At 69.8% G+C, this 25286-nt stretch carries 28 protein-coding genes; 20 read left to right on the top strand and 8 right to left on the bottom strand.

What is annotated here, in order from left to right; all coding sequences use genetic code 11:
* Positions 1 to 13 precede the first annotated feature (13 nt).
* On the bottom strand, positions 14 to 1081 hold the full coding sequence (locus DI276_RS43550) for an LOG family protein (protein ID WP_112275127.1): 1068 nt from the start codon (positions 1079 to 1081) through the stop codon (positions 14 to 16).
* A gap of 126 nt (positions 1082 to 1207) precedes the next feature.
* On the opposite strand from DI276_RS43550, the gene DI276_RS43545 reads away from it, so the two are divergent.
* The 3 genes from DI276_RS43545 (at position 1208) to DI276_RS43535 (ending at position 3275) form a co-directional block, all read left to right on the top strand.
* On the top strand, positions 1208 to 2182 hold the full coding sequence (locus tag DI276_RS43545) for an aminotransferase class III-fold pyridoxal phosphate-dependent enzyme (RefSeq protein WP_112275125.1): 975 nt from the start codon (positions 1208 to 1210) through the stop codon (positions 2180 to 2182).
* Between the two features lie 260 nt (positions 2183 to 2442).
* On the top strand, positions 2443 to 2865 hold the full coding sequence (locus DI276_RS43540; RefSeq protein ID WP_112275123.1) for a WXG100 family type VII secretion target: 423 nt from the start codon (positions 2443 to 2445) through the stop codon (positions 2863 to 2865).
* A gap of 8 nt (positions 2866 to 2873) precedes the next feature.
* Positions 2874 to 3275, top strand: a complete 402-nt coding sequence (locus tag DI276_RS43535) for a YbaB/EbfC family nucleoid-associated protein (protein ID WP_157985323.1) — start codon at positions 2874 to 2876, stop codon at positions 3273 to 3275.
* Between the two features lies 1 nt (position 3276).
* Here the strand turns inward: DI276_RS43535 and purU are convergent, their stop codons facing one another.
* Genes purU through DI276_RS43515 form a run of 4 tightly spaced genes read right to left on the bottom strand, consistent with a single transcriptional unit; the run spans position 3277 to position 6174 of the window.
* Positions 3277 to 4152, bottom strand: a complete 876-nt coding sequence (gene purU / locus DI276_RS43530) for a formyltetrahydrofolate deformylase (protein ID WP_112275119.1) — start codon at positions 4150 to 4152, stop codon at positions 3277 to 3279.
* A gap of 13 nt (positions 4153 to 4165) precedes the next feature.
* Positions 4166 to 4891 (bottom strand): maleylpyruvate isomerase N-terminal domain-containing protein, encoded by a 726-nt coding sequence (locus DI276_RS43525; RefSeq protein ID WP_232837318.1) that lies wholly within the window; start codon positions 4889 to 4891, stop codon positions 4166 to 4168.
* A gap of 9 nt (positions 4892 to 4900) precedes the next feature.
* Positions 4901 to 5707, bottom strand: coding sequence for a class I SAM-dependent methyltransferase (locus tag DI276_RS43520; RefSeq protein WP_112275117.1), 807 nt, complete (start codon positions 5705 to 5707; stop codon positions 4901 to 4903).
* On the bottom strand, positions 5686 to 6174 hold the full coding sequence (locus DI276_RS43515; protein ID WP_198681268.1) for a DUF2505 domain-containing protein: 489 nt from the start codon (positions 6172 to 6174) through the stop codon (positions 5686 to 5688). The genes DI276_RS43520 and DI276_RS43515 overlap by 22 nt, the downstream gene beginning before the upstream one ends.
* On the opposite strand from DI276_RS43515, the gene DI276_RS43510 reads away from it, so the two are divergent.
* Complete coding sequence (locus DI276_RS43510) at positions 6173 to 7273, top strand: UDP-N-acetylmuramate dehydrogenase (RefSeq protein WP_232837317.1); 1101 nt, start codon at positions 6173 to 6175, stop codon at positions 7271 to 7273. The two genes, DI276_RS43515 and DI276_RS43510, sit on opposite strands and share 2 nt — an antisense overlap.
* Positions 7274 to 7515: 242 nt before the next feature.
* Positions 7516 to 8520: a chymotrypsin family serine protease gene (locus DI276_RS43505; RefSeq protein WP_112275113.1), complete on the top strand. Its 1005-nt coding sequence runs from the start codon at positions 7516 to 7518 to the stop codon at positions 8518 to 8520.
* On the opposite strand, the gene DI276_RS43500 is transcribed toward DI276_RS43505, so the two are convergent.
* Entirely contained in the window at positions 8474 to 9205 is a 732-nt protein-coding gene (locus tag DI276_RS43500; RefSeq protein ID WP_112275111.1) for an SDR family oxidoreductase, read from the bottom strand. The genes DI276_RS43505 and DI276_RS43500 overlap by 47 nt on opposite strands.
* Positions 9206 to 9297: 92 nt before the next feature.
* Here DI276_RS43500 and DI276_RS43495 point away from each other — a divergent pair, with 92 nt between their 5' ends.
* From DI276_RS43495 to DI276_RS43470, 6 genes are all read left to right on the top strand, one after another.
* A complete protein-coding gene (locus DI276_RS43495; protein ID WP_112275109.1) occupies positions 9298 to 10437 on the top strand; it encodes a L,D-transpeptidase in 1140 nt (379 codons plus the stop codon).
* Between the two features lie 112 nt (positions 10438 to 10549).
* The gene (locus DI276_RS43490) at positions 10550 to 11314 is read left to right on the top strand and encodes an alpha/beta fold hydrolase (protein ID WP_112275107.1); all 765 of its coding nucleotides are present in this window, start codon (positions 10550 to 10552) and stop codon (positions 11312 to 11314) included.
* Positions 11311 to 12558 carry a D-inositol-3-phosphate glycosyltransferase gene (gene mshA, locus DI276_RS43485; protein WP_112275095.1) on the top strand — a complete coding sequence of 416 codons (1248 nt, stop codon included), beginning with the start codon at positions 11311 to 11313 and terminating at the stop codon, positions 12556 to 12558. The genes DI276_RS43490 and mshA overlap by 4 nt, the downstream gene beginning before the upstream one ends.
* Positions 12555 to 13034, top strand: a complete 480-nt coding sequence (locus DI276_RS43480; RefSeq protein WP_112275093.1) for a type III secretion system chaperone family protein — start codon at positions 12555 to 12557, stop codon at positions 13032 to 13034. The genes mshA and DI276_RS43480 overlap by 4 nt, the downstream gene beginning before the upstream one ends.
* A 61-nt stretch (positions 13035 to 13095) precedes the next feature.
* Positions 13096 to 13950, top strand: coding sequence for a DUF4349 domain-containing protein (locus DI276_RS43475; protein ID WP_157985322.1), 855 nt, complete (start codon positions 13096 to 13098; stop codon positions 13948 to 13950).
* Between the two features lie 399 nt (positions 13951 to 14349).
* A complete protein-coding gene (locus DI276_RS43470; protein WP_112275088.1) occupies positions 14350 to 15915 on the top strand; it encodes an AMP-binding protein in 1566 nt (521 codons plus the stop codon).
* Between the two features lie 43 nt (positions 15916 to 15958).
* On the opposite strand, the gene DI276_RS43465 is transcribed toward DI276_RS43470, so the two are convergent.
* Positions 15959 to 16501: a dihydrofolate reductase family protein gene (locus DI276_RS43465; RefSeq protein WP_112275086.1), complete on the bottom strand. Its 543-nt coding sequence runs from the start codon at positions 16499 to 16501 to the stop codon at positions 15959 to 15961.
* A gap of 30 nt (positions 16502 to 16531) precedes the next feature.
* Positions 16532 to 17116, bottom strand: coding sequence for a TetR/AcrR family transcriptional regulator (locus tag DI276_RS43460; RefSeq protein ID WP_112275084.1), 585 nt, complete (start codon positions 17114 to 17116; stop codon positions 16532 to 16534).
* On the opposite strand from DI276_RS43460, the gene DI276_RS43455 reads away from it, so the two are divergent.
* The 9 genes from DI276_RS43455 (at position 17078) to DI276_RS43415 (ending at position 25282) form a co-directional block, all read left to right on the top strand.
* Positions 17078 to 17413 carry a VOC family protein gene (locus DI276_RS43455; RefSeq protein WP_198681267.1) on the top strand — a complete coding sequence of 112 codons (336 nt, stop codon included), beginning with the start codon at positions 17078 to 17080 and terminating at the stop codon, positions 17411 to 17413. The genes DI276_RS43460 and DI276_RS43455 overlap by 39 nt on opposite strands.
* Before the next feature lie 5 nt (positions 17414 to 17418).
* Positions 17419 to 18165, top strand: a complete 747-nt coding sequence (locus DI276_RS43450) for a phosphoglyceromutase (RefSeq protein WP_112275082.1) — start codon at positions 17419 to 17421, stop codon at positions 18163 to 18165.
* A gap of 177 nt (positions 18166 to 18342) precedes the next feature.
* On the top strand, positions 18343 to 19515 hold the full coding sequence (locus DI276_RS43445; protein WP_198681266.1) for a sensor histidine kinase: 1173 nt from the start codon (positions 18343 to 18345) through the stop codon (positions 19513 to 19515).
* Positions 19512 to 20192, top strand: a complete 681-nt coding sequence (locus DI276_RS43440; protein ID WP_053737067.1) for a response regulator transcription factor — start codon at positions 19512 to 19514, stop codon at positions 20190 to 20192. Before DI276_RS43445 ends, DI276_RS43440 begins: the two co-directional genes overlap by 4 nt.
* A gap of 27 nt (positions 20193 to 20219) precedes the next feature.
* Positions 20220 to 21200, top strand: coding sequence for a Ppx/GppA phosphatase family protein (locus tag DI276_RS43435; protein ID WP_112275080.1), 981 nt, complete (start codon positions 20220 to 20222; stop codon positions 21198 to 21200).
* Positions 21200 to 22489, top strand: coding sequence for a hypothetical protein (locus DI276_RS43430; RefSeq protein WP_112275078.1), 1290 nt, complete (start codon positions 21200 to 21202; stop codon positions 22487 to 22489). Before DI276_RS43435 ends, DI276_RS43430 begins: the two co-directional genes overlap by 1 nt.
* Positions 22486 to 23331 (top strand): sugar phosphate isomerase/epimerase family protein, encoded by an 846-nt coding sequence (locus DI276_RS43425; RefSeq protein WP_112275076.1) that lies wholly within the window; start codon positions 22486 to 22488, stop codon positions 23329 to 23331. Before DI276_RS43430 ends, DI276_RS43425 begins: the two co-directional genes overlap by 4 nt.
* 275 nt (positions 23332 to 23606) lie before the next feature.
* A complete protein-coding gene (locus tag DI276_RS43420; RefSeq protein WP_112275074.1) occupies positions 23607 to 24503 on the top strand; it encodes a proline dehydrogenase family protein in 897 nt (298 codons plus the stop codon).
* Positions 24500 to 25282, top strand: coding sequence for a thioesterase family protein (locus DI276_RS43415; protein WP_112275072.1), 783 nt, complete (start codon positions 24500 to 24502; stop codon positions 25280 to 25282). Before DI276_RS43420 ends, DI276_RS43415 begins: the two co-directional genes overlap by 4 nt.
* Positions 25283 to 25286: the final 4 nt, after the last annotated feature.

Raw genomic sequence — 25286 nt, 5'->3', positions numbered from 1 at the left:
CGGTGCCACGCCCCTAGGCCTGGTACTTCACCAGTAGTTCCACCGCCTCGTCGATCTCGTCGGTGACGAGGATCCACTGTTCGGCATCCCGGCCCGCCGCGAGCTTCTGCACCAGCGGCGCGGCCGGGACCTCGTCGGTCCAGAACGCCTTGCCCAGGAACACCATGGGGGCGGCTGGGCCGACGCTGCCGTAGTAGTTCTGCGTGAAGTCCTGGAAGACCTCCTGGACCGTGCCCGCCTTGCCGGGCGTGTAGACGATGCCCCCGGTCGCGACGGTCAGCAGGCCCTCCTCGCGCACCGAGTTCGCGAAGTACTTGGCGTGCAGCTCGCAGGCCGGGTTGGGCGGCTCGTGGCCGTAGAACCAGGTCGGGATGCCGATCGTGCGGGGCTTCGCGAAGCTGGGGACCTCCGGGAACGCCGCGAGCCACCGGCCGATCGACTCGTCGTCGTGGCCGAAGCCCGGCGCCTGCGCGATGGCCTTGAGCACGTCGTGGTCGGCCTCACCGAGCCGGACGCCCAGCGGCACCGCCTCCATCGCACCGGGGCCGCCGCCGGTCAGCACCGTGAAGCCGGCTCTGCCCAGCGCGGCGCCGAGCTGGACGGCGTTGCGGTAGCCGTCCGAGTCGCGGGCCAGCGCGTGGCCGCCCATGACCGCGATCGGTTGCCCGGTCAGCACCTCGTCGAGCGCCTCGGTGATCGAGTGGTCGTGCAGGCGTTCGGCCAGCGCGTGCAGCGGGTCCGGGTGGTGGCCCTGCTGCTTGCTGTGCCGGTAGATCACCGCGTCCGGGGTGTCGGCGTACGACTTGGGGTCGGCCGGGTCGAAGCCCGCGAACAGCTCCTGCGGCGTGTAGAGCGACGACCGGTACACCTCGTACGGCACGTCCGGGATCACCGGGAAGATCAACGCTCCGGCGGCCTCGGCCTGGCGCTGTATCCGTTCGCTGAGTGCGCAGCCGAGCAGCAGCGCCCCGTCCAACGGCACGCGCACGTCCTCGCGCGTCAGGTCCAGCCCGATGATGACGGCTTTGCGCAGGTCAGACTCTGCCCGCAGCTGGTCGAGGTCGGTGATTTCGATCCGCACGAGAAAAAGCCTATGCCTGAGGCGAACCAACTCGCCGTGGAATCCGAATGAGTAGTGGGAACTGAGGTCCGCTCGCCATCCCGACGAGCGGCCGCGGGCCGCGCTGCCCAGGAAAGGTTCCCTGCCATGGCTACCGAACAGCTGACCGGATGCGCCGCCCGTGGCGCCCGAGTGGTGGATCCCCACCGCGTCGAGTACCTGGACTGCGGCGGCTACGGAGTTCCGCTGCTGGGCCACGCCCACCCGGCGGTGGTGCAGGCGGTGGTCGGCCAGGTGCGCCGGCCGTCGTTGCTGGACCGCCTGATGCTCGACCTGGTCACGCCGAACGGGCTCGACCACATCCACACCTTCCCGTCGGCCTCCGAGGCCGCCCAGTTCGCCGTTGCGCTGGCTCAGGCCAACGGCCGTCCGCGAGTGCTGACCACCGGCGACGTCCCGTACGGCGGCATCGACTCGTTGCGCAGCGTCCTGGTCTCCGGGCCGCCCGCCTGCGTGATGGTCGAACCGGTCCGCGGCGTCGCCCTCCCTCCCAACGGCTATCTGCGCGCGATCGCCCAGGTGTGCCGCGAGCACGACGCACTGCTGGTCGTCGACGAAACCCGCACGGGCCTGGGCCGTCTCGGCGTGTGGTGGGGCTCCGACCTCGACGAGGTCACCCCGGACATCCTGCTGGTCGGCGAGGGCCTCTCCGGCGGCGTGCTGCCGATCGCCGCCGTCGTCGCCACCAAGGACGTCGAAGTGCCGCTGTGGCGCGGCCCGGAAGAGGTGTCACCACTGGCTTCGGCCGCCGTCAACGCCTGTCTGCGCGTCACGGCCTCCGAAGGCCTGGTGGAACGGGCTGCGCTGCTGGGTGACGAACTGCTGTACGGGTTCCGAGCCGTCGTGGCGGGCAAGGCCCACGCGACCGGCCGCGGTTTGTTGCTGGGCGTGGAACTGCCGGACAAACGTGCCGCCGACGTCTTCACCGGCGAGCTCCTGCGGGCGCGGGTGCTCGCCGACTTCCGCGGCCGGACGGTGAGCTTCACGCCTCCAGCCGTCATGTCGGCCGCGGACGCCGGATGGCTGGTCGAAGCCGTGGGCAGGGCCGCGGCCAAGATCTAGCCGCTGAGTAGTTCCGTGCATCTTTCCCGGTACCGCCTGCGGGCTTCCGTTCGGTCGAGGTTTGCTCACCCGCGACTGAACGGGGGTACCGGTGTACGGCAATCCGGACGAGCTGGACCGCATCGCTGGCGAGATCGAGAAACGCGCCGAGTCGGTGCGCGCACGCGGCACGGAGATGATCGACCGCGCGCGGGCGATGCAGTGGAAGTCGGTGGCCGCCGACCGGTGCCGCGACACCGTGGAGAGCGACAAGCGCCAAGTTGTTCCAGGCGGCGGAGGGACTGGACGGGGCTGCGGCGGCACTGCGGCGCCACGCCCAGGAGGTCCGCGAGATGATAGCCGCGATCAAGCGGATCGCGGAGACCGTCACCGGCTGGTTCAAGAGCGCGATCGACACCTTCAACCGGGCTGTCGACGCGTTCAACGACGCGGTCAAGGACATCGCGAACGGCGTTGCCGACGCGCTCGGCTTCGCCGGTGGTCAGCTCGAGGAAATTGCCAGGCGTGATTACTGGCGGGGCACCTGGCAACACGTATCCGTGCACGTCGCGGTCTTCTCGGAGGCCAAACCGCAGGTAACAGGTCCGACCGGTCCCGACAACTCCATCAGCCGGAAGCGGATCGAACTCGATGATCCGACCGCGCTGGAGAAGAAGTACGGCCCCCGCCCCGCCAAGAAATGAGCAACGCGATGACGCCCGACCAGTGGCTCGCCGACTTCGAGGCCAAGACGGCCGAGCTCCAGCGCAACGCCGCCGCCTTCCGCCGCAACCTCGAATCGGCGGGCACGACCATGACGACCGAGGACAAGTCGGTCACCGTCACGGTCGCCCCGAACGGTGCGCTGCTCGACCTGAAGATCGAGGGCAACGCCGAGCTGGCCGGCAAGATCCTCGCTCTCACCAGGTCCGCTCGCGAAGGGGCGGCGACGAACGTGGTCGGCGAGTTCCGGCAGGTCGTCGGCGGCCATGCGGGCGAGCTGGACACCGACGTGTCGGTGCTGGCCCCGCCCGCGCCCGAGCAGCAGCAGAAGCCCGCCCAGCCGGAAGAGGACTTCAGCGAGAAGACCGTCTACCGCAAGGAGAGCTGGTGATCTAGAAGATCACCGTCTGGTTGCCGTGCACCAGCACCCGGTCCTCCAGGTGCCACCGCAGCCCGCGCGCCAGCACGACCTTCTCGATGTCCCGCCCCTTGCGCACCATGTCCGCGACCGAGTCGCCGTGGTCCACCCGCAGCACGTCCTGCTCGATGATCGGCCCCGCATCGAGGTCGGCCGTCACGTAGTGGCACGTGGCGCCGACCAGCTTCACGCCGCGCCGGTGCGCCTGGTGGTACGGCCGGGCGCCGATGAACGACGGCAGGAAGCTGTGGTGGATGTTGATCGTCCGGCCGGTCCAGGCCGCGCACAGCTCCGGCGGCAGGATCTGCATGAAGCGCGCCAGCACCACGGCGTGCGGGTCGTGCTTGTCCACCAGCTGACGCAGCTGCGCGAACGCGGCCTGCTTGCCTTCCGGGTCGTTCAGCGGGAACGGCACGTGGTGGAACGGGATGCCGTGGGCGCGGGTGATGTCGCCGAGCTCGGGGTGGTTGGCGATGACGGCCGACACCTCGACGTCCAGCTCGCCCGTCGCGACGCGGGCCAGCAGGTCGTAGAGGCAGTGGCCCTCCTTCGACGCCAGGATCACCACCCGCTTGCGGACGCCCGTGTCGGTCACCGTCCACGTCGACTGCGCGCCCAGACCAGCAGCCACCTCGGTGAACTGCTCGCGCAGCTCGTCCACGCCGAACGGCAGGGAGTCCGCGCGGACCTCCTGGCGCGTGAAGAACCAGCCCGTCTCCGGGTCGGTGTGGTACGCGGCCTCGACGATCCAGCCGCCGTGCTCCGCGAGGAACGACGAGATCCTCGCGATGATGCCGGTGCGGTCCGGGCAGCCGAAGGTGATCACATAGCGACGCTCAGGGGATGACACGTCGCCAAAGTATTCACGGCGTCGGCAGCCCCGCCAACAGGGCTTGGTCGCCTGACACGATCGCGTGGTTCGGACGACGGTAGACGGCGCGGTAGATGGCGTCGGCGGTGCCCGCGAGGGTGGCGTCCTCGTCGAAGGCCGCGTCCCGCACGGCGGTGACGACCAGCGGCTCGCCCGCGGTCAGCCGGACCTCCCACGTGCGGCCCGCGTCGGCGGCGTGCACCAGGAGCCGGCCGGTCGCCCCGACGAGGTTGCCGAGCTCCACCCGGCGCGGCACCAGCACGGTGAGGTACTCGTCGATCCCGTCCGCGGCGAACTCCGGGTCGAACACCAGCGACGGCAGTTCGTGGCCGGTCGCGAGCTCGGCGTCGAGGCGGTGGATCGACGTCTCGTGCGCCTGCCTGCGCGACCAGAAGCCCGCGAGCCCGGGGCCGGAGAACGTCCACGCGGGACGGTCCGGCGGCACCTCGCGCAGCCGCTCGACGAGCCCGGAAAGCCCGGTGTCCCACCAGGTGAGCGCCTCGTCGAAGTCCTCGGGAGCCTTCGGCCACTTCGGCCGGCCCTCGTCGGGTGCGGTGACGACGGCTTGCGCCGCCCACGTGTGCACCTCCGCCATGTGCCGCACGAGGCCCAGCACCGTCCACTCGGGACAGGACGGGACCGCGGCGTCCGGACCGGCCTTGAGGGCGGCCGAACGCATCAACGAAGCCTGGCTCTCGATCTGCGCGACGAAGTCCACAAACCCACATTAGGGCGCGACGGCCGCCCATTCGAGCGAGATTTCCCCGAGCCGCCAACGACGGCGGTCGTCGACCACCGGCCAGCCACGAGACGCGAGCAACCGCGCCGACTCCACCCACCGCGCCCGCGGCCCGAACGGAGCGAACGGCGCCGCAGTGGCCCAGCACGCGTCCAGCTCGGTCAGCAACGCGTGCACGCGCTCGCCGGGCACGTTCTTGTGGATCAGCGCCTTGGGCAGCCGCTCGGCGAGGTCGGAGGGCACCTCGATCCCGGACGGCTTGCAGGCCAGCGTGAACGTCTGCGGCCCGTCCGACGACAACGTCACCCACGTGCAGCGGCGGCCGATCTCGTCACACGTGCCTTCGACGACCAACCCGCCGGGCGCCATGCGCGCCAGCATCGTGTCCCACGCCTCGAACGACTGCTCCTCGGTGTACTGCCGCAGCACGTTGAACGCGCGCAACAACACCGGCCGCGCTCCGGCCAGTTCGAAGCCACCGCGCCGGAAGTCCAGGAACGGCGGATCGGCCACCGCCTTGCCGGCGTCGACCCGCTCCTGGTCGATCTCCAGCCCGAGCACGCGCACGTCAGGACGGACCGTCCGCAGCCGCAGGGCCATCTCGACGGTGGTGATCGGCGACGAGCCGTACCCGAGGTCGACCACGAGCGGGTCGGCCGCCGAAGCCAAGAACTCCGACAGCGTCCCGGTCATCCACCGGTCGACCCTGCGCAGGCGGTTCGGGTTGGTCGTGCCGCGCGTCGGCAGGCCGAGCGCACGGGCCCGGCCGGCCGCTAGCCGCGGTTTGCGAGCCATTCCGACGTGAACTCGCTCTCCTTGTCCAGCAGCACCGCGACCTGCTCGGCGATCAGCTTCTCGAGCTTGCCGCCCATGAGCGGGATGCTGACCTTGACCTCCCCAGTGAGGGTGAGCTTCGAGCCGGAACCGTTGTCCGTGATGGTGAACGCGCCGTCGAGCCGGCCGGGCACGCCGTTGAGCGTCACCTCGACCGTGCCAGCGCCGGCCGCCCAGTTCTCCATGCGCTGGATCACGAGGTCGCCGCCGAGCAGCGACTTGGCGATCGACGGCAGGTGCTCCGCGGGCACACCCTGCTTGAGCTGGTACGACGTGCGATCACCAGCGGAGGAGAACGTCACGAGCTCGGCGTCGTTGCCGCCGACCGCGGCCAGCCGGTCCCGCAGATAGGTCTCGTCGACCATCGCGCCGAAGACCTTCTCCGCCGAATGGGGTGAGGTGGTGTGGTGCTCGATGCGGCGTGCCATGTCGCGGAGGCTACCGTTGACGCCTGTGACCACCACGCAGTCCGTACCTCTGGCCGAGCGCACCACGCTCCGACTCGGTGGCCCGGCCGCGCGGTTCGTCCACGCCACGACCGCCGCTGAGCTGGTCGAAGCCGTGCGAACAGCCGACGCCGCCACCGACGAGAACGTCCTCGTGCTCGGCGGCGGATCGAACCTCGTGATCTCGGACGGCGGCTTCGACGGCACCGTGGTGCACGTCGCCACCAAGGGTTTCCGGCTCGACCCGCTGGGCGGCGGGATCGTCCAGTTCACCGTCGAGGCCGGCGAGGAGTGGGACGCGGTCGTCGCCGAGGCGGTCGCGCAGGGGCTCGGCGGCCTCGAGTGCCTGTCCGGCATCCCCGGCCTCAACGGCGCCACGCCGGTGCAGAACGTCGGCGCGTACGGCGTCGAGATCTCCCAGGTGCTGCAGTCGGTGGACCTGCTCGACCGGCGCAGCGGCAAGGTGCACCAGGTGCCCGCCGCCAAGCTCGGCCTCGACTACCGCACCAGTGTGCTGAAGGGCACGGACAACGCGGTCGTGCTGCGCACCAGGTTCTCGCTGACCGCCGGCGGCATGTCCGCACCGATCCGCTATGCCGAGCTGGCGCGCGTTCTCGGTGTGGCGCAAGGTGATCGCGTCCCGGCCGACGAGGCCCGCAAGGCGGTGCTGGAGCTGCGTCGCGGCAAGGGCATGGTGCTCGACCCCGCCGACCACGACACGTGGAGCGCGGGTTCGTTCTTCACCAACCCGATCATCGACGACTCGACGTTCACCAGCGTGCTGATCCGGATCTCCGAACGTCTCGGCGCCGACGTGAACGTCCCCGTCTACCCGGCGGGTACCGGCCAGAAGAAGCTCTCGGCCGCGTGGCTGATCGAACGCGCAGGATTCCGCAAGGGCCACCAGGGCCCCGGCGGCCGGGTGTCGCTGTCCAGCAAGCACACGCTGGCGCTGACGAACCGCGGCGGCGCGTCCACCGAGGACCTGCTCGACCTGGCGCGCGAGGTGCGCGACGGCGTGCGGGCGGCGTTCGGCGTGGAACTGCACCCGGAACCGGTCTTCGTAGGTGTTCAGCTGTAGGTCTGTTCGAGTGACTCTATGTGACGAACCGCTACCGCCCGTGTTTCATTGACATAGGGCCTGTTTCACAGGTCTCGTTCGATGAGAGTCGCGGCTGAGGTGGTCCCTGGCGGTGCGGGCGGCCGACCCGCATACCGGTTTGTATTCGGGTCGGCCGCCCGTGCCCCCCACGGGCCGCCTCAGCCCGGCTATCGCGGACACGGACCTGTGAAACAGGCCCGTGGGGCGGAACGGAGGTCGCTATGGGCTACCTCGACGACGACGCGCGCGAGGTCATCAGGCCGATCAAGCGCATGGTCGAAGAAGATTTCCTCGCCCGGCCGGGCGTGATCGGCGTCGACATCGGTGAGAAGTACACCGCCGGACGCCCGACGGGCAAGGCCGCGATCGTGGTCTACGTGTGCGCCAAGGGACCGCTGCACCCGCAGCAGATCCCGGCCGAGGTCGGCGGCGTCCCGACCGACGTCGTGGCGGAGTCGATCGTGCTGCACCGAGCGCGACTCTCACAGGCCGAACCCGTTGTCGCGGAACGACATCCGGTGCTGCGCGGCGGCATCAGCATCGGCCCCGCGCGGTCGTTCCGGGTCGTGCCACCCGAGGTCGAGAAAGCAGGCGAGTACGTGATCGCCGGCACGCTCGGCGCGTTCGTGGTGACCAAGGACACCGCGCGAAAGGTGTTGGGGCTCACGACTTTCCACGTCGGCTGCGTCGACGACTCGTGGTCGGTGGGCGATGAGTTCGTGCATCCGTCCAGAGTGGACGGCGGGTACCCCGGCGCCGATCAGGTGGCCGTGCTGGACCGGGCGGCGCTGGCGGGTGCGGTCAGTGCGGCAGGCCTGAGGATGGGCGCACGGCCGTTTCGCGCGGAGGTCCTCGACATCGGCGCGATCACTGGCGCGGCCAAGGCGACGATCGGCTCGACGGTCCGCAAGTACGGCCGGACAACAGGTCTGACCCACGGCGTGATCGCGTCGACGGACGCCACCCTGAAGCTGGACTTCGGCGACGGGCTCGGCACGAGAACGTTGCGCGACCAGATCCGCGTGCAGTCGGCCGAACGCTTCGGCGACCACGGTGACAGTGGCGCGGTGCTGGTGGACGCCGACAACCGGGTCGTGGGCCTGTACGTCGCCGGATCAGGCTCGACGGGGTTCGCGAACCCCGTCGAGCCCGTCCTGCGTCAGCTCGACGTGGAGCTGCTCACTCCCGGTGTGCCCGAGTCGCGGAGGCCTGAGCACGAGGCTTGAGCACGATCGTGTCGAGGTTCACGTGCGACGGCCGGGTGACCGCGAACGCGATCACGTCCGCCACGTCGTCGGCCGTCAGCGGCGTGAGGCCCTGGTAGACCTTGGCCGCGCGCTCGGTGTCGCCGCCGAACCGGTTGGCCGAGAAGTCGGTCTCGACCATGCCGGGCTGGATCTCGGTGACCCGCACCGGCTGACCCAGCAGCTCGCCCCGCAACGTCCGGTGCAGCGCCGACTGGGCGTGCTTGGCGCTCGTGTACCCGGACCCGTTGTCGTAGGCCTCGAACGCCGCGACGGACGTCACCGAGACGATGTGCCCGTCCCCGGACGCGATCAGCTTCGGGATGAACGCCTTGGTCATCAGCAGGGTGCCGAGGACGTTCGCCTCCCACATCCAGCGCCACTCGGCGGGATCACCCTCGGCCACGGGTGAGAGTCCACGCGCGCCACCGGCGTTGTTCACGAGCACCTGAGCCTGGGGTACCCGCTCGGCGAAGGCGGCGACGGAGGCCTCGTCGGTGACGTCCAGCTCGATGGCCGTCCCGTCGATCTCCTTCGCGATAACGTGGAGGAGGTCCAGGCGACGTGCGCCGAGCACGACGTGGAAACCCTCGGCGGCCAAGCGCCGCGCGGTGGCCTCGCCGATGCCGGCGCTGGCTCCGGTCACTACTGCGACAGGTCGATTCACGATCTCGATCGTAGGCTTTCGCGTCGGGTGTGACCGACGTCACTCGCACCGTCCCTGGTCCTGCACGTCCACCATGGTGGGAGGTCGAAACCGTGAAGAGAACACTTGTCGCGCTGGTCGCCGGGCTGACGCTGCTGACCGGTTGCTCGAGTGTCGTGGCGGGCTCACCGAACTCGGACACCTCGAAGCCGGACGCGAAGGTCACCCTGTCCCCGGCGGACGGCACCAAGGACGTGCAGGTCACGTCCCAGGTCCAGGTCACCGTGGTGGACGGGACGATCGAGTCCGTGGCGCTGAAGTCGCCTGAGGGCAAGGACGTCAAGGGCACGCTCACCGAGGACAAGTCGGGCTGGACCGTCGCCGAGCCGCTGGGCTACGGCAAGACGTACAGCTACTCCGGCAAGGCGGTCGGCGCCAACGGCAAACCGGTCGAGCTCAAGGGCTCGTTCACCACCGTCGCGCCTGGTTCGCAGACCCGCGCGACGCTGTGGCCGGGTGACGGTCAGACGGTCGGCGTCGCGGCGCCGATCATGGTCAAGTTCGAGGCGCCGGTCCAGGACAAGGCGACCGTCGAGAAGGCCCTCAAGGTCACCAACTCGGCGAACATCACCGGCACGTGGGCCTGGCTCAGCGCCCAGGAAGTGCACTACCGGCCGGAGAAGTACTGGCCGGCGAACACCACGATCAAGGTCGAGGCCAAGCTCTACGGCGTGAACTACGGCGGTGGCGCGTTCGGCAAGGCCGACGTGACCAGCGACTTCCAGATCGGCCGCAACCAGGTTGTGCAGATCAACAACCCGACGCACCAGCTCGTGGTGCTGCGCGACGGCCAGCAGGTCGCCTCGTACCCGGCGTCGTTCGGCAAGGACGCCGACCCCGAGCTGACCACGCCGAACGGCACGTTCGTGGTCATGTCGAAGCACGACACGTGGTCGTTCGACAACCCGCGCTACGGCTACACCAACGTCGTCAAGAAGTGGGCCGTCCGGTTCTCCAACCACGGCGAGTTCATCCACGAGAACAACGACAACGCGGGCAACATCGGCAAGAACAACACCTCGCACGGCTGCGCGAACCTGCTGGAAGCCGACGCCAAGGCGTACTTCGACTCGGCACTGGTCGGCGACCCGGTCGAGGTGACCGGCTCCATCACGACGCTGCCGGCGCAGTTCGACTGGTACGACTGGCAGATCCCCTGGGACCAGTGGAAGAGCAAGTCGGCGATCAAGTAGGACCGGTTCGTAGTACGCGGGGACCTTTCGTGCTCCAGGAGAGTGCGAAAGGTCCCCGCGTGTCGTTCGGGCCAGCGGGAATGCGGGCTCCGACGTGGTCGTTTGTGCATGTGTGCAGCTGACACACGTGACGGCGGCCGGCGGGGGACGACTGGCCGTCCGTGCGGCAGGACCGCTCGACGCGCCGCCGGTGGTGCTCGTCCACGGCTGGGCGCAGACGGGCGCGGTCTGGGATCTCCCCGACTTCCGGACGTACGCCGTTGACCTGCGCGGACACGGCGAGTCCGACGACTTCGGCGACTACCGCGACTCCGCGCAGTGGGCCGCCGACCTCGACGCCGTGCTGGCTCACACCGGGTCCGCGACCGTCGTCGGCTGGTCCTACGGCGGGCTGGTCATCGCCGACTACCTGCGCTTTCACGGCACCGCGCGGATCACCGCGCTGGTGCTGGTGAGCGCGATCACCGAGATCGGCCGCGGTCGCCCAGGAGGCGAGACCGGGCCCGTGATGCGCGCCGCACTGCCGGGTGCCATCACCGACGACGAGGTGATGGCGAAGTTCTGCCAGGCCATGGCACCCGCGCTACCTGCTGAGACGGTCGCCGAACTCACAGCCGCCGCCACCTCGGTGAGCCCTAAAGTGCGAGGTGAGCTGTTCCGCAGAGATGTGGGCAGCGCTGACGTGTTGACCGCCGTCGACGTGCCGACCCTCGTGGTGCACGGAACTCAAGACGAGGTGGTGGCCCCTGCCGCCGCCGAGTACTCCGCCGCCCTGATCCCCGGAGCCGAGTTGAGCCTGTACCCCGACACCGCGCACGCGCCCTTCCTGGAGCGGCCCGTGCGGTTCGCTCAAGACCTCGAGCGGGTGGCCTCATGAAGCGCGTGGCAGTGCTCTCGGTCCACACGTCGCCGCTGGAGCAGCCGGGCACGGGTGACGCGGGCGGGATGAACGTCTACATCGTGCAGACGGCCACGCGGATGGCTCAGCGCGGCGTCGAGGTGGAGATCTTCACCCGTGCCACGTCGTCGGAGCTGCCGCCGGTCGCCGAACTCGCGCCAGGCGTGCACGTCCGGCACATCGCGGCCGGGCCGTTCGAGGGCCTGGGCAAGGAGGAGCTGCCCGGTCAGCTCTGCGCGTTCACCGCCGGTGTGCTGCGTGCCGAGGCACGGCACGAGCCCGGCTACTACGACGCGATCCACTCGCACTACTGGCTGTCCGGCCAGGTCGGCTGGCTCGCGCGGGAACGCTGGGGCGTGCCGCTCGTGCACACCGCGCACACGCTGGCCAAGGTCAAGAACCTGGCGCTGGCCGAGGGCGACGCGCCGGAGCCGCGGATGCGCGTGATCGGCGAGGAGCAGGTGGTCGGCGAATCGGACCGGCTCGTGGCCAACACCGACATCGAGGCCAGCGAGCTGATCAAGCTCTACGACGCCGACGCCTCGAAGGTCGCCGTCGTGCCGCCGGGGGTCGACCTCGACCGGTTCACGCCGGGTGACCGCGCCAAGGCCCGGCACTGGTTCGGGCTCCCGCAGGACGCGATCGTGCTGGCGTTCGTCGGCCGGATCCAGCCGTTGAAGGCACCTGACGTGCTGTTGCGCGCGGCCGCCGAGATGCTGGTCCGCGATCCGGGGCTGCGGTCGCGGCTGGTCGTGCTGATCGTCGGCGGACCGTCCGGTAGCGGCACCGAGCGTCCGAAGGCGCTGGAAGAGCTGGCCGCGGAGCTCGGGATCACCGACGTGGTCCGGTTCCTGCCGCCGCAGCCGGGGCCGACGCTGGCCGAGGTCTACCGGGCCGCCGACCTGGTGGCGGTGCCGAGCTACAACGAGTCGTTCGGGCTGGTGGCGCTGGAGGCCCAGGCGTGCGGGACGCCGGTGGTCGCGGCGGCCGTCGGCGGGCTGCCGGTGGCGGTCAACGACGGGATGTCCGGGGTGCTCGTGCACGGGCACGAGGCGGGCGCGTGGGCCGCGGCGATCAGCGAGGTCGCGTTGCCGCAGCGGGAGCACCTGGCGAGCAACGCCGTGGGGCATGCGCGACGCTTCTCGTGGGACCGCACGACTGACGCCCTGCTGGCGGGGTATCAAGAGGCGGCAGAGGTGTTCCGCCGGGAGGTTTTCATTTGAGCGTCGACAGCGTGATCAAGTCGTTTCTCGACGAACGCGAGCTGAAGTACGACCGCCGCGAAGAGGGCAAGTTCTTCGTGACGCTGCCGGGGACCAAGAAGCTGCAGACCAACGTGTGGCTGGTCGAGACGACGCACGCGCTGCTGGTCGAGGCGTTCGTGTGCCGGCGCCCCGACCAGTCGTTCGAGGACGTCTACCGGTTCCTGCTGCGCCGCAACGCCCGGCTCTACGGCGTGCACTACACGATCGACGCCGAGGGTGACATCTACCTGGTCGGCCGGGTCGGCAAGCACGCCGTGACCGCGGACGAGCTCGACCGCGTGCTCGGGCAGGTGCTGGAGGCCGCCGACGGCGACTTCAACCCGTTGCTCGAGATCGGGTTCGCCGACGCGATCCGGCGGGAGTGGGCGTGGCGGGTGTCCCGCGGCGAGTCGCTCGCGAACCTGCAGGCCTTCCAACATCTCGTTTCGGACTAGTTCGGATCTCGACGGCAACCCCTGGTCCGCTCTGACTCGTCCGATGGGCATGGGTAGACCAGTGGTTTGGGTGGGACTCGCGTTGCTGGCCCTGGTTTCCGCGGGGTGTGGCAGCTCGAAGAATTCGGGCGGATCGGCGGCGTACGACGCCGCCACGCCGCAGGTGGCGAAGGAGAACGTCGCGCCACAACAGAAGCCGGGGCAGGAGAACGCCCCGGCGCCGGCCGCCGTGCAGCCGGTGCAGCAGCAGGAACGGCAGTTGGTGCGCACGGCCACCGTTGATCTCGTCAGCGACAACGTGCTGAACGCCATCAACGAGGTGAAGAACCGGGCTCAGGGCGCCGGCGGGTTCGCGGGACAGGAGAACTCGACCGAGCAACGCGGGTCGGTGACCGTGCGCGTGCCGTCAGCTGAGCTGGACAAGATCGTGGGGGACCTCAAGAGCGTGGGAAAGGTGACGCGCAGCGAGGTGCGCAGCGAGGACGTCACCGACCAGCTGGTCGACACCGAGGCCCGCATCGCGACGCAGAAGGCCAGCGTCGAGCGGCTGCGGGTGCTGTTCGAGCGGGCCGGGACGACGTCCGAGATCGCGCAGATCGAGGGTGAGCTGACCAAGCGGCAGAGCGAGCTCGAGTCGGTGCAGCGGCGCGCGGAGTCGTTGAAGGGCAAGGTGGCCCTGGCGACCCTGACCGTGCAGGTCAGCACCACTCCGATCGCGCCGCCGGAGCCGGAGAAGGCCGGGTTCGTCGGTGCGTTCCTCGGCGGGTGGGACGCGGTGGTCGAGCTCCTGCGGTGGATCACCGTGGCGGTCGGCGCGCTGCTGCCGTTCGTGCTGGTGCTCTCGGTGCCGGCGGCGGCGGTGATCTACGTGCTGCGACGCCGGAAGCGGGTCACTCGAACGAACGAAGCCGCCTGATCATTTTCTACTGAGAGTGGCCTTTGTTGATGCGCGGAACGGCTCGGAAGAGAGGGGGAGTCGCATCGAGCCGTCCCGCGTCAAAGGTCCCCGCTGCAGTGGATCCGTGGACGGGGGGAGTCTGCGGATCCCAAGCGGGCCACGCGATCCGACGGGGGATGACGAACCGCGCAAGGTGCCTCGCGCTCGTCGAGTAAGCGTGGGAGCCGACTCGCGGAGGCGGTATCAACTTCTCAGATACATCATTGCGTTCACAAGTGCTTGTATTACTCCATTCGAGTGTAATTAGGCGCGCTAAGTAACGCCTCTGTAGCGATCGAGCAGTCCTTGACCTGTCCAGTGGCCTGGCTCACGATGTGCCCACAGGCTGGGTGTACAGCGAGTGAATGAGGTCGCCGCATGGTCTTTCGCAGTCCGTTCCCCGATGTCGAGATCCCTGACGTGTCGCTGCACCAGCTGCTGTTCGGCGACATCGCCGACCGGGTGGACCGGGTTGCGCTGATCGACGGCATGTCCGGTGCCTCGCTCACGTACGGGCAGCTCGCGGGCGCCATCGACCGGATGGCCGCGGCACTGGCCGCGCGGGGCATCGGCAAGGGTGACGTGGTCGGCATCCTCAGCCCGAACACGCCGTACTACGCCGTCGTCTTCCACGGCATCCTGCGCGCGGGCGCCACGGCGACCACGATCAACGCGCTCTACACGCCGGACGAGGTCGCGCACCAGTTGCACGACGCCGGCGCGAAGATGCTGTTCACGGTGTCGGTGCTGCTGCCGAACGCCGCTCCGGGCGCCGCGAAGGCGGGCGTGACCGACGTCGTCGTGCTGGACGGCGCCGAGGGCTACCCGTCGTTGCCGGAACTGCTGGCGAACGACCACCCGGTGCCCGAGGTCGAGATCGACCCGGCCGAGGACATCGCGGTGCTGCCGTACTCGTCCGGCACGACCGCGCTGCCCAAGGGCGTGATGCTGACGCACCGCAATCTGGTCGCGAACCTCGTGCAGTGCGGCCCGATTCTTTCGGATGTCGGCCCGAACACGCGAATTCTTGCGGTGCTGCCGTTCTTCCACATCTACGGCATGCAGGTGTTGATGAACAACGGCCTCTACATCGGCGGCGTGGTCGTGACGCTGCCGAAGTTCGAGCTGCCCGAGTTCCTGCGCGTGATCGCCGAGCACAAGACCGACCGCGTTTACATCGCGCCGCCGGTCGCCGTCGCCCTGGCCAAGCACCCGATCATCGACAACTACGACCTGTCCCCGATGAAGATGCTCTTCTCCGGTGCCGCGCCGCTGGACGAGGACCTCGCCGACGCGGTGAAGAAGCGCATCGGCTGCAGGGTCGCGCAGGGCTACGGCATGACCGAGATGTCACCGGTCAGCCACGCGATCCCGGACAGCCGCGAGGACATCTCGATCGGCACGGTCGGCGTGATCATCCCGAACCTGGAGTGCCGCCTGGTCGACCCGGCCACCGGCGCGGACGTCGGCGTGGGCGAGCGCGGCGAGCTGTGGTGCAAGGGCCCGAACATCATGAAGGGCTACCTGAACAACCCGGACGCCACCGCCGCCACCATCGACGACGAGGGCTGGCTGCACACCGGCGACGTGGCGGTCATCGACGCCGACGGCATCGTCTCGATCGTCGACCGGGTCAAGGAACTGATCAAGTACAAGGGCTACCAGGTCCCGCCGGCCGAGCTCGAAGCCGTGCTGCTGACCCACGACGAGATCGCCGACGCGGCGGTCATCGGCGTGCGCGACGCGGACGGCGAGGAGGTCCCGAAGGCCTTCGTGGTGCGGCAGGCCGAGTCGTCCCTGGACGCCGACGCGGTGATGGCGTTCGTGGCCGCGCACGTGGCGCCGCACAAGAAGGTCCGCGTGGTCGAGTTCATCGAGGCGATCCCGAAGTCGGCCTCCGGCAAGATCCTGCGCAAGGACCTGCGGGCCCGCGAACAGGCCTGATCGTGCGTTGAGCGCCCCGGCACGCCTGTGCCGGGGCGCTTCGTCATTTCCGCACCCGGAAGCGCAGCACGGTGATGGCACCCGACTGCGTGTTGGCGAACGGTTCCAGGTCGATCCTGCCGAGATCCGAAGTCGAGAAGCGCACGCCGTCACCGAGCAGCATCGGCAGGACGTACACCAGAACCTCGTCGACGAGCCCTTGCCGCAGGCACTGGCTGGCCAGGTCGGCGCCGAGGATCTCCATGTTCAGCCCGCCCGCCGCTGCCCGTGCCGTGGCGACGGCCTCCGTCAGATCGCAGCTGAGGAAGGTGACGCCGGGCTCCGGTTCGTCCGGTGGCCGGTGCGTCAGGACGAACACCGGTCCTCCGTCGTAGTCGCGGTCGTGCTTGGCCATCCGGTTGGCGACCTCGTGCGTGCCCCTGCCGACGAGCATGGCGCCGCACTCCGCCTCGACCTCGGGGAACGGGTTGTCCTTCAGGTGCTCGACGAGGCAGCCCATGTCGTGGCCGGGGCCCGCGATGAAGCCGTCCAGCGACATCGCCCTGTTCACCACGACCTTGCCCAGGCCGTTGTTCGCATCGCTCATACCGGTACTGACGCCGGGTGAGCCGAGAACTCATCGGTCGAGCAGCAACGAGGCCTGCAACGTGTGGGCGAGCCACGCCTGATAGCGATCGGCCCGCCAGCCGAGGACGTGGTGGACGTGCGGCGACAGCATGGTCGTCAGCACGTCCGCGACCCCGTCCGCGTCCAGTTCCGCCCGCACCTCACCGGTTCCGATGAGTGCTTCGGCGAGCGCCAGGCAGTTCGCCCGCATCGCGTGCTCGCACTCGTAGGAGATCCGCCGCATGTCCGCGTCGGCACCGGACGACTCGATGCCCGCCATGATCAACGCGCCCGCGCGCTCCAGGATCGAGCCGTTGCGCCGCACCGCTTCCGCGATCATCTCCCGCGCCGTGGGAGTGGCGAGCACCTCCGCGAACTCCGGGCGGTCGCGCATCGCCACGGGCTCTTCGTCGCCCGCGATGGCCACGTTCAGCGCGTCCTGGAAGATCTCGACCTTGTTCCGGTAGTGCGCGTACACGGTCCGCTCGGACACGCTCGCCTCGTACGCGATCTTGCGCATCGTCGTCGCCACGAACCCGTCGCGCGCGAACAGCCGGTGGCCCGCGTCGCGCACCAGCAGGCGCGTGCGGGCCATGTCGGCAACGGGGCGGCCGGCCTAGGTCTCCGCCTCAACCCGGAGAAGGCGCGGGCCATCGCGGGGTTCGACCCGGTCAACTGGGCCGTCGCGACCCGCGAGGACCTCCACGAGTGGATCGAGCACCTCGACGCGCTCGGGATCCCGCACTCCCCGGAGATCGAGGCCGGCATCGGCTGGCTGCTCGTCTTCACCGACCCGGACGGCCTGGAGATCCACATGGACACCGACGAGGAACATGGCGTGGATCACGGCGACCGGCCGGGGTACGGCAGGAGGGTCGGCATGGCAGGCTAGCTGCCATGTCTGTCGGAACCTTGGTGCTGCTCCGCCACGGCGAGAGCACGTGGAACGCGGAGAACCTGTTCACCGGCTGGGTGGACGTTCCCCTGTCGGAGAAGGGCGAGCGGGAGGCCCGCCGCGGCGGCCAGCTGCTGCGCGAAGCCGGTGTCCTGCCGGAGATCCTGCACACCAGCCTGATGCGCCGGGCGATCATGACCGCGAACCTGGCGCTCGACGCCGCCGACCGGCACTGGATCCCGGTCCGCCGCGACTGGCGCCTCAACGAACGCCACTACGGCGCGTTGCAGGGCAAGAACAAGAAGCAGACGCTGGAGGAGTTCGGCGAGGAGCAGTTCATGCTCTGGCGCCGGTCCTACGACACCCCGCCGCCGCCCATCGCGCCCGGCAGCGAGTATTCGCAGGACGCCGACCCGCGCTACGCGGACCTCGGCCCCGACCTGCCGCTGACCGAGTGCCTGCTGGACGTCGTGAAGCGCATGATCCCGTACTGGGAGTCGTCGATCGTCCCCGACCTGCGCACCGGCAAGACGGTCCTGGTGGCCGCGCACGGCAACTCGCTGCGCGCGCTCGTGAAGCACCTCGACGGCATCTCGGACGAGGCCATCGCGGGGCTGAACATCCCGACCGGCATCCCGCTGCGTTACGACCTCGACGAGGACCTGAAGCCGCTCAAGCCGGGTGGCGAGTACCTCGACCCCGACGCCGCGAAGGACGCCATTGCGGCGGTCGCGAACCAGGGTCGCTGACCACGTCGTGAGAAAGGCGCACCCGCAGTTCGGGTGCGCCTTTCGCGTCTTTGGACACGGTTGGGTGAACGGGGCCTGACCAGGGCGGGAACAACCGTCCACTGAGGTGTCGCAGGTATCACGGTTCACGCTCTCGTACTAGGCCAAGACACCTCTGAGCTGCTTACCATTCGCTTCGTGACCACAACGGGTTACCTCGCTGTGTCGATCGGCCTCGCGCTCATCGGCGCGATGGCCGCTTTCCTCATCGGCCGGTTCACCGCTCCACGGCACCCGAGAAAGCCGGACGGCCTGACCGTCGGCGACCTGATCCAGCAGATCATCCAGGACTCCCACGACGGCATCGTGGTGCTCAACCACTTCGGCGACGTCGTGCTGCACAACCCTCGCGCCGAAGAGCTGGGCGTCGTTCGCAACAACCGCGTCGACGACCGCGCGCGCAAGGCCGCGGAAGCCGTCCGGAACAGCAACGAGGTCGTCTACGTCGACCTCTCCCCGCTGGACGGTCAGCGCGGTGGCAGGCAGCCAGAGGCCGTGCACGCCGAGGTCCGGCAGCTCATCGAGACGTTCATCGTGGTCGACGCCACGGACGAGTCCGAGGCCGTGCGGCTGGAGAAGACGCGCCGCGACTTCGTGGCCAACGTGAGCCACGAGCTCAAGACCCCCGTCGGCGCGTTGGCGCTGCTCGCGGAGGCCGTGCTGGACGCGAGCGACGACCAGGAAGAGGTCCGCCGGTTCAGCGCGAAGATCATGCAGGAGGCGACCCGCCTCGGCACGCTCGTCACCGAGCTGATCGCGCTGTCCCGCCTGCAGGGCGCGGAGAAGCTGCCGGAGCTGTCCGACACCGAGATCGACGTCGTGATCAACGAGGCGCTGTCGCGGTCCAAGCTCGCCGCCGAGTCGGTCAACATCTCGATCACCACCGACGAGCCGAGCGGGTTCGTCGTGCCGGGTGACCGGTCGTTGCTGGTCACGGCGTTGACGAACCTGCTGGACAACGCTGTCGCGTACTCGCCGCCCGGAAGTCCGGTGAGTGTCAGCCGCCGACTGGTGGACGGGCACGTCGAGATCGCCGTGACCGACCGCGGCATCGGCATCGCCGAAGACCAGCAGACCAGGGTTTTCGAGCGGTTCTACCGCGTGGACAAGGCTCGCTCGCGGGCGACCGGAGGCACCGGACTCGGGCTCGCGATCGTCAAGCACGTCGCCGCCAACCACGGCGGTGAGGTGAAGCTGTGGAGCCTGCCAGGAACGGGGTCCACCTTCACGCTGCGGCTGCCGGCCGCGGCGACCGAACCCAACCCGACCCTCGTCCCCACCGGCGCGGGTGACACTGGAGGAGAGCTGTGACCAGGGTGCTCATCGTGGAGGACGAGGAGTCCTTCGCCGATCCGCTCGCCTTCCTGCTGCGCAAGGAAGGGTTCACCGCGGCGCTCGCGGCCACCGGCCAGGAGGCGCTAGAGGAGTTCGACCGCAACGGTGCCGACATCGTGCTGCTCGACCTCATGCTCCCCGGCATGAGCGGCACCGACGTCTGCAAGCAGCTCCGGCAGCGCTCGGCCGTGCCGGTGATCATGGTGACCGCGCGCGACAGCGAGATCGACAAGGTGGTCGGCCTGGAACTCGGCGCCGACGACTACGTCACCAAGCCGTACTCGGCCCGCGAGCTCATCGCCCGCATCCGCGCGGTGCTGCGCCGCGGCGGTGAGTCCGAGGACCTGCTGCCGCAGATCCTCGAGGCCGGCCCGGTGCGGATGGACGTGGAGCGCCACGTCGTCACCGTCGGCGGTCAGGACATCAGCCTGCCGCTCAAGGAGTTCGACCTCCTCGAGTACCTGCTGCGCAACGTCGGTCGCGTGCTCACGCGTGGTCAGCTGATCGATCGCGTGTGGGGTGCGGACTACGTCGGCGACACGAAGACGCTGGACGTGCACGTCAAGCGGCTGCGGTCGAAGATCGAACCGGACCCGTCGGCACCGCGGCACCTGGTGACCGTGAGGGGTCTCGGTTACAAGTTCGAGTCCTGACGGACACGACCAGGTACCGTTTCCGGCGTGCGCCTGGGCGTTCTCGACGTGGGTTCCAACACCGTCCACCTACTCGTGGTGGACGCGCATCGTGGTGCCCACCCCATCCCGATGACGTCCGAGAAGACGATCCTGCGGCTCGCCGAGCAGCTCGACCCCAAGGGGCTGCTCACCAAGGCGGGCGCTGACCAGCTGGTTCGCGCGGTGGCCGGCGCGAAGGAGTCGGCCAAGCGGTCCGGCTGCGAGGATCTGATGGCGTTCGCGACCTCGGCGGTGCGCGAGGCGGGCAACTCCGCGGAGGTGCTCGACCGGGTGCGCACCGAGACCGGCGTCGATCTCCAGGTGCTGTCCGGCGAGGACGAGGCGAAGTACACCTTCCTCGCGGTCCGCCGCTGGTACGGCTGGTCCGCCGGCAGGCTGCTGTGCCTCGACATCGGCGGCGGCTCGCTGGAGCTCGCGGTCGGCCGCGACGAGAACCCCGACATGGCCTTCTCCGTGCCGCTGGGCGCGGGCCGGTTGACGAGGACCCGGTTCAAGAAGGACCCGCCCCGGCGCTCCGAGGTCCGCGAGACCACCGACTGGCTGGCCGAGCAGCTCGCGCCCGTGGCGCGGAAGCTGAAACGCGCGGGTGAACCCGATCGGGTGGTTGCAACCTCAAAAACTTTCCGAACGCTGGCGCGGCTCACCGGGGCCGCGCCATCGTCTGCCGGGCCCAGGGCACGTCGCGTGCTCACCGACGCGGGCCTGCGGCAGCTGATCGCGTTCATCTCCCGGATGTCGGCCAGTGACCTCGCCGAGCTGGAAGGCGTGAGCACGTCGCGCGCGCACCAGCTCGTGGCGGGGGCGCTGGTCGCGGAGGCAACGATGCGAGCCCTGTCACTCACGCAGCTGGAGATTTGCCCCTGGGCCCTCCGGGAGGGTGTCATCCTCCGACGGCTGGACCACACTGATGGGACGGACCAGAGCGATACTGGACGGACTGGCCAGACCGGGGCACGGTGGAGTTGATGAGTCGAGAGAGCGGATCGGACCAGACGCAGCGCACAGTCGCTGAGCTGCTCGCCCAGTACGGGGGCAGCTCGGAGAGTGCGCCACGTCGGCGACGCCGCCGGGCGGCTGATGACGAAGACGACGTCCAGCAGCCGGAGACCGCGCCCCAGACGATCATCGAGCGGGTGCTGTCCGACAGCGGCAGGCTGATGGCGATCCGCGACGAGGACGCCCCGTCCGGCCGTCGCGCGGCCCCCGAACCTCCCGCGCCGCCGGTCGCGAAGCCCGTCGCGCCGCCCCCGGTCGCCGAGCGCACCGCCTACCAGCCGAAACCGCCGGTGGCGCCGCCCGCGCAACCGCCGCAGGTCCGCAGACCCGGCCCTCCCGCGACGCCGCCGCCCGCCGCCGCCGAGCAGACCCGCCAGGTGCCGCCGGTGCGCGACCAGCCGTCGCGGTCCGACCTGCCTCGCCCGGAGGCGGCACGGCCAGAGGCGCCCTCGCGTCCGGAGATGCCGCGGCCCGACGTCGGCGCGCGGCTGGACAGCTCGCGCCTGGACGGCGGTGCCCCGCCCGCCCCGTCGCGCACCAACATCACCCGGCCGCCCAAGCCGGTGCCGCCGTCGGTGCAGCTGCCCACCCCGCCCAAGCCCGGTATGCCTCCGCGCGAGGCCATGACCGAGCAGCTCCCGCGCATCCCGGCCAAGGCGCCGGTCGACCAGATCGCCGCGCTCGAGACCGAGTCCGTGCTGATCGTGCCGCCCGCTCCGCCGAAGCTGCCGGAGCCGCTGCCGAACAACCAGCCCGACGCCTGGTTCTCCGACGAGGAGATGGCCGCCCAGACCGACCTGGCCATGCCGCCGATGGAGTCGACCGCGGCCCACCCCGGCCCGTACGTGGACGACGACTCGCAGGAGTACGCCGCTTACCGCGCGGAGGACGACTACCTCCAGGACAACGAGCAGGACGAGGACGAGGACGAGGGTCCGGCCGGTCTCGACGACGCCGACGAGGCGAAGGAAGAGCCGGAGGAGGAGCCGGCCCGGTCGCCGGGCAAGGAATGGCTGATCATGATCGGCCAGCTCGCCGTCGGCGTGCTCGGCGGCGCGGCCCTGTGGCTGGCCTTCAACTTCCTGTGGCGCTCCGCACCCGCCGCCGCACTCGTCGTGGCGCTTGCGGTTACCGTGGGTCTGGTGTTGCTGGTTCGCAAGATCCGCCGAGCGGACGACCTCCAAACCACTGTCCTGGCCGTGCTCGTGGGCCTAATCGTGACCGTCTCACCAGCGGCGATGCTGCTGGTGAAGAGTTGACCGCCCGCATCCCGGTCGGGCTTTCCACGGCGTCGGTCTACCCGCAGCCCGCCGGAGCGGCGTTCGAGATCGCCTCCGAACTGGGCTACGACGGCGTCGAGCTGATGGTGTGGGCCGACCCGGTGTCACAGGACATCCGCGCGGTCGACCGCCTGTCGTCCCGATCGGGCCAGCCGGTGCTGGCAGTGCACGCGCCCTGCCTGCTGATCTCGCAGCGGGTGTGGTCGCCGGACCCGGCCGAGCGCCTGCGCAAGTCCGTCCAGGCCGCTGCTGATCTCGGCGCGCCCACCGTGGTGCTGCACCCGCCGTTCCGGTGGCAGCGCAAGTACGCGGACGGGTTCGCCGACCTCGTGTCCTCGCTGGAGGACGAAAGCGGCATCGCGATCGCGGTCGAGAACATGTTCCCGGTGCGGCGACCGCTGGGCCGCGGGCGTTCGGTGCAGATGACGGCCTTCAAGCCGTCCATCGACCCGACCGACGTGGGCCACGCCAACTACACGCTGGACCTGTCGCACTCGGCCGCCGCGCACATGGACGCGTTGGAACTCGCCAAGCGGATGGGCGACGGTCTGCGGCACATCCACCTCGCCGACGGGTCCGGCGCGCCCAAGGACGAGCACATGGTGCCGGGCCGCGGCACGCAGCCGTGCGCGGAGCTGTGCGAGATGCTGGCGCGCAACGGGTTCGACGGCCAGGTCGTGCTGGAAGTCAACACGCGGCGGGCCGGATCGCCGGCTGCGCGGCGGGAGATGCTGGCAGAGGCGCTGCTGTTCGCGCGGCTGCACCTGGACTGGCCGGCCGAGGGCAGCGCGGGGAAGGCCCGGCCGGGTCTGTCGCACTGACGGTCGCGCCGGCCATGTGCCGTCCGCGTCGCGTGGTGGCTCGCCGTTCGTGTCGTGCACCTGCCACGGCCGTTTGGCCTCGCCCGCCGGCCACCCGTCGCTCGCTTCGCCCGCCGGCCACGCCCCGCTTGCCAACTGCCGGGCACGCGCTGCTCGCTTCGCCCACCGGCCACGCTGCTCGCTTCGCCCACCGGCCACGTGAGCGCCTCGTGCCGCCGCCCACCCGTCGCGAGTCCCGCCACCGGCACGTCGAGCGGCGAGTTAGGGTTCGTGGTGTGAACCCGCTGCGAGCGTTGATCATGGCCGCGTCTCGCAACGAGACGGTCCGCCACCTCGTCGCCAGCGCGCCGATCAGCCGTGATGTCGTGAAGCGCTTCGTCGCGGGCGAGACCACTGCGGACGCCGTCGAGGTCGTGCGGAACCTCGGGCTGCCGGTGACGCTGGACTACCTCGGCGAGGACACCACCGACAAGGCGCAGGCCGAGAAGACCGTCCAGGCCTACCTCGAGCTGCTCGACGCGCTGCACGCGGCCGGACTGGCCCAAAACGCAGAAGTGAGCGTCAAGTTGTCCGCAGTTGGACAGGCGCTGGACGAGTCGCTCGCCCTGACGAATGCCAGCCGGATCTGTGCCGCGGCCGAGCAGTGCGGGACGACTGTGACGCTCGACATGGAGGACCACACCACGACGGACTCGACGTTGCGAGTCCTGCACGAGCTGCGGCGCAGCTGGCCGTGGGTGGGCGCGGTGCTGCAGACGTGCCTGCACCGGACGCTGGACGACTGCAAGCAGCTCGCAGGGCCTGGCAGCAGGGTTCGGCTGGTCAAGGGGGCGTACGCGGAGCCGCCGGAGGTGGCGATCCAGGACCCCCACGAAGTTGATCTGAACTACGTGCGGTGCCTCAACGTTCTCCTCGCAGGAGAGGGGTACCCGATGTTCGCCACGCACGACCCGCGCTTGATCGAAATCATTGGCGAGCGAGCGCGCTGGTATGACAAAACCGACTTCGAGTACCAGATGCTCTACGGCGTCCGGCCCGACGAGCAGAGGCGCCTGGGCGCTCGCGTTTATGTTCCCTACGGCGAGCAGTGGTACGGATATCTCATGCGGCGACTAGCAGAACGGCCTGCCAACGTGACTTTCTTCTTGCGGTCGCTGGCCAGCCGCTCATGACCTTCACCAAGTCCAGCGCGGTCCGGTCACTCGGTGACGGAACCTTCACCGCGTCCCTGCCGGCCGAGTGGACCGTGGGTCCGAAACCCCACGGCGGCTTCCTGCTCGCGGTGATGACGCGCGCGGCCGCCCAAGCCGCGGACGGCGATCCTCTCGCGGTCTCCGCGCAGTTCCTCCGCGCGCCGGAGGTCGGACCGGTGCTGATCCGGACCGACGTGCGCAAAGCGGGCCGCACGGCCACGGTCATCGCGGTGTCGTTGGAGCAGCGCGGTCAGGTCTGCGTCGAGGCGTCGGTCACCACGGGACGCCTCCCCGAGCACCGCGCCGACTACGCGAACCTGCCGTCGATCCCCGCCGCGCCGCCGCCCGGTTCGGTGGAGCTGGCGACGTTCCCGACCGGCGGCGTCTACAAGGTCGGCGGCCTCTGCGACCTGCGGGTGGACCGGGAGTCGGCAACGTTCCTGGACCGGCGCACGGACGGTCCGTTGACGTTGAAGCTGTGGGCGCGGCCGATCGACGAGCAGCCCGACCCGTACTTCGCGTTGCTCGCAGGCGACCTGTCGATGCCGGTGACGTTCAACCTCGGCCGCTTCGGGTGGTCGCCGACGGTGCAGCTGACCGCGTTGCTGCGGGCCAGGCCGGCGCCTGGGTGGCTGCGCATCCACGTCACCTGCCAGGCGGTGCACGGGCAGTGGTTCGACGAGGACGCCACCGTGATCGACGCGGCTGGCCGGCTGGTGTGTCAGGCACGTCAGTTGGCGTTGACACCTGCTGTGTGAGACT

Source organism: Lentzea terrae, assembly GCF_003265345.1.
GTDB lineage: Bacteria > Actinomycetota > Actinomycetes > Mycobacteriales > Pseudonocardiaceae > Lentzea > Lentzea terrae.
This window is presented reverse-complemented; position numbering and strand designations above follow the sequence as displayed.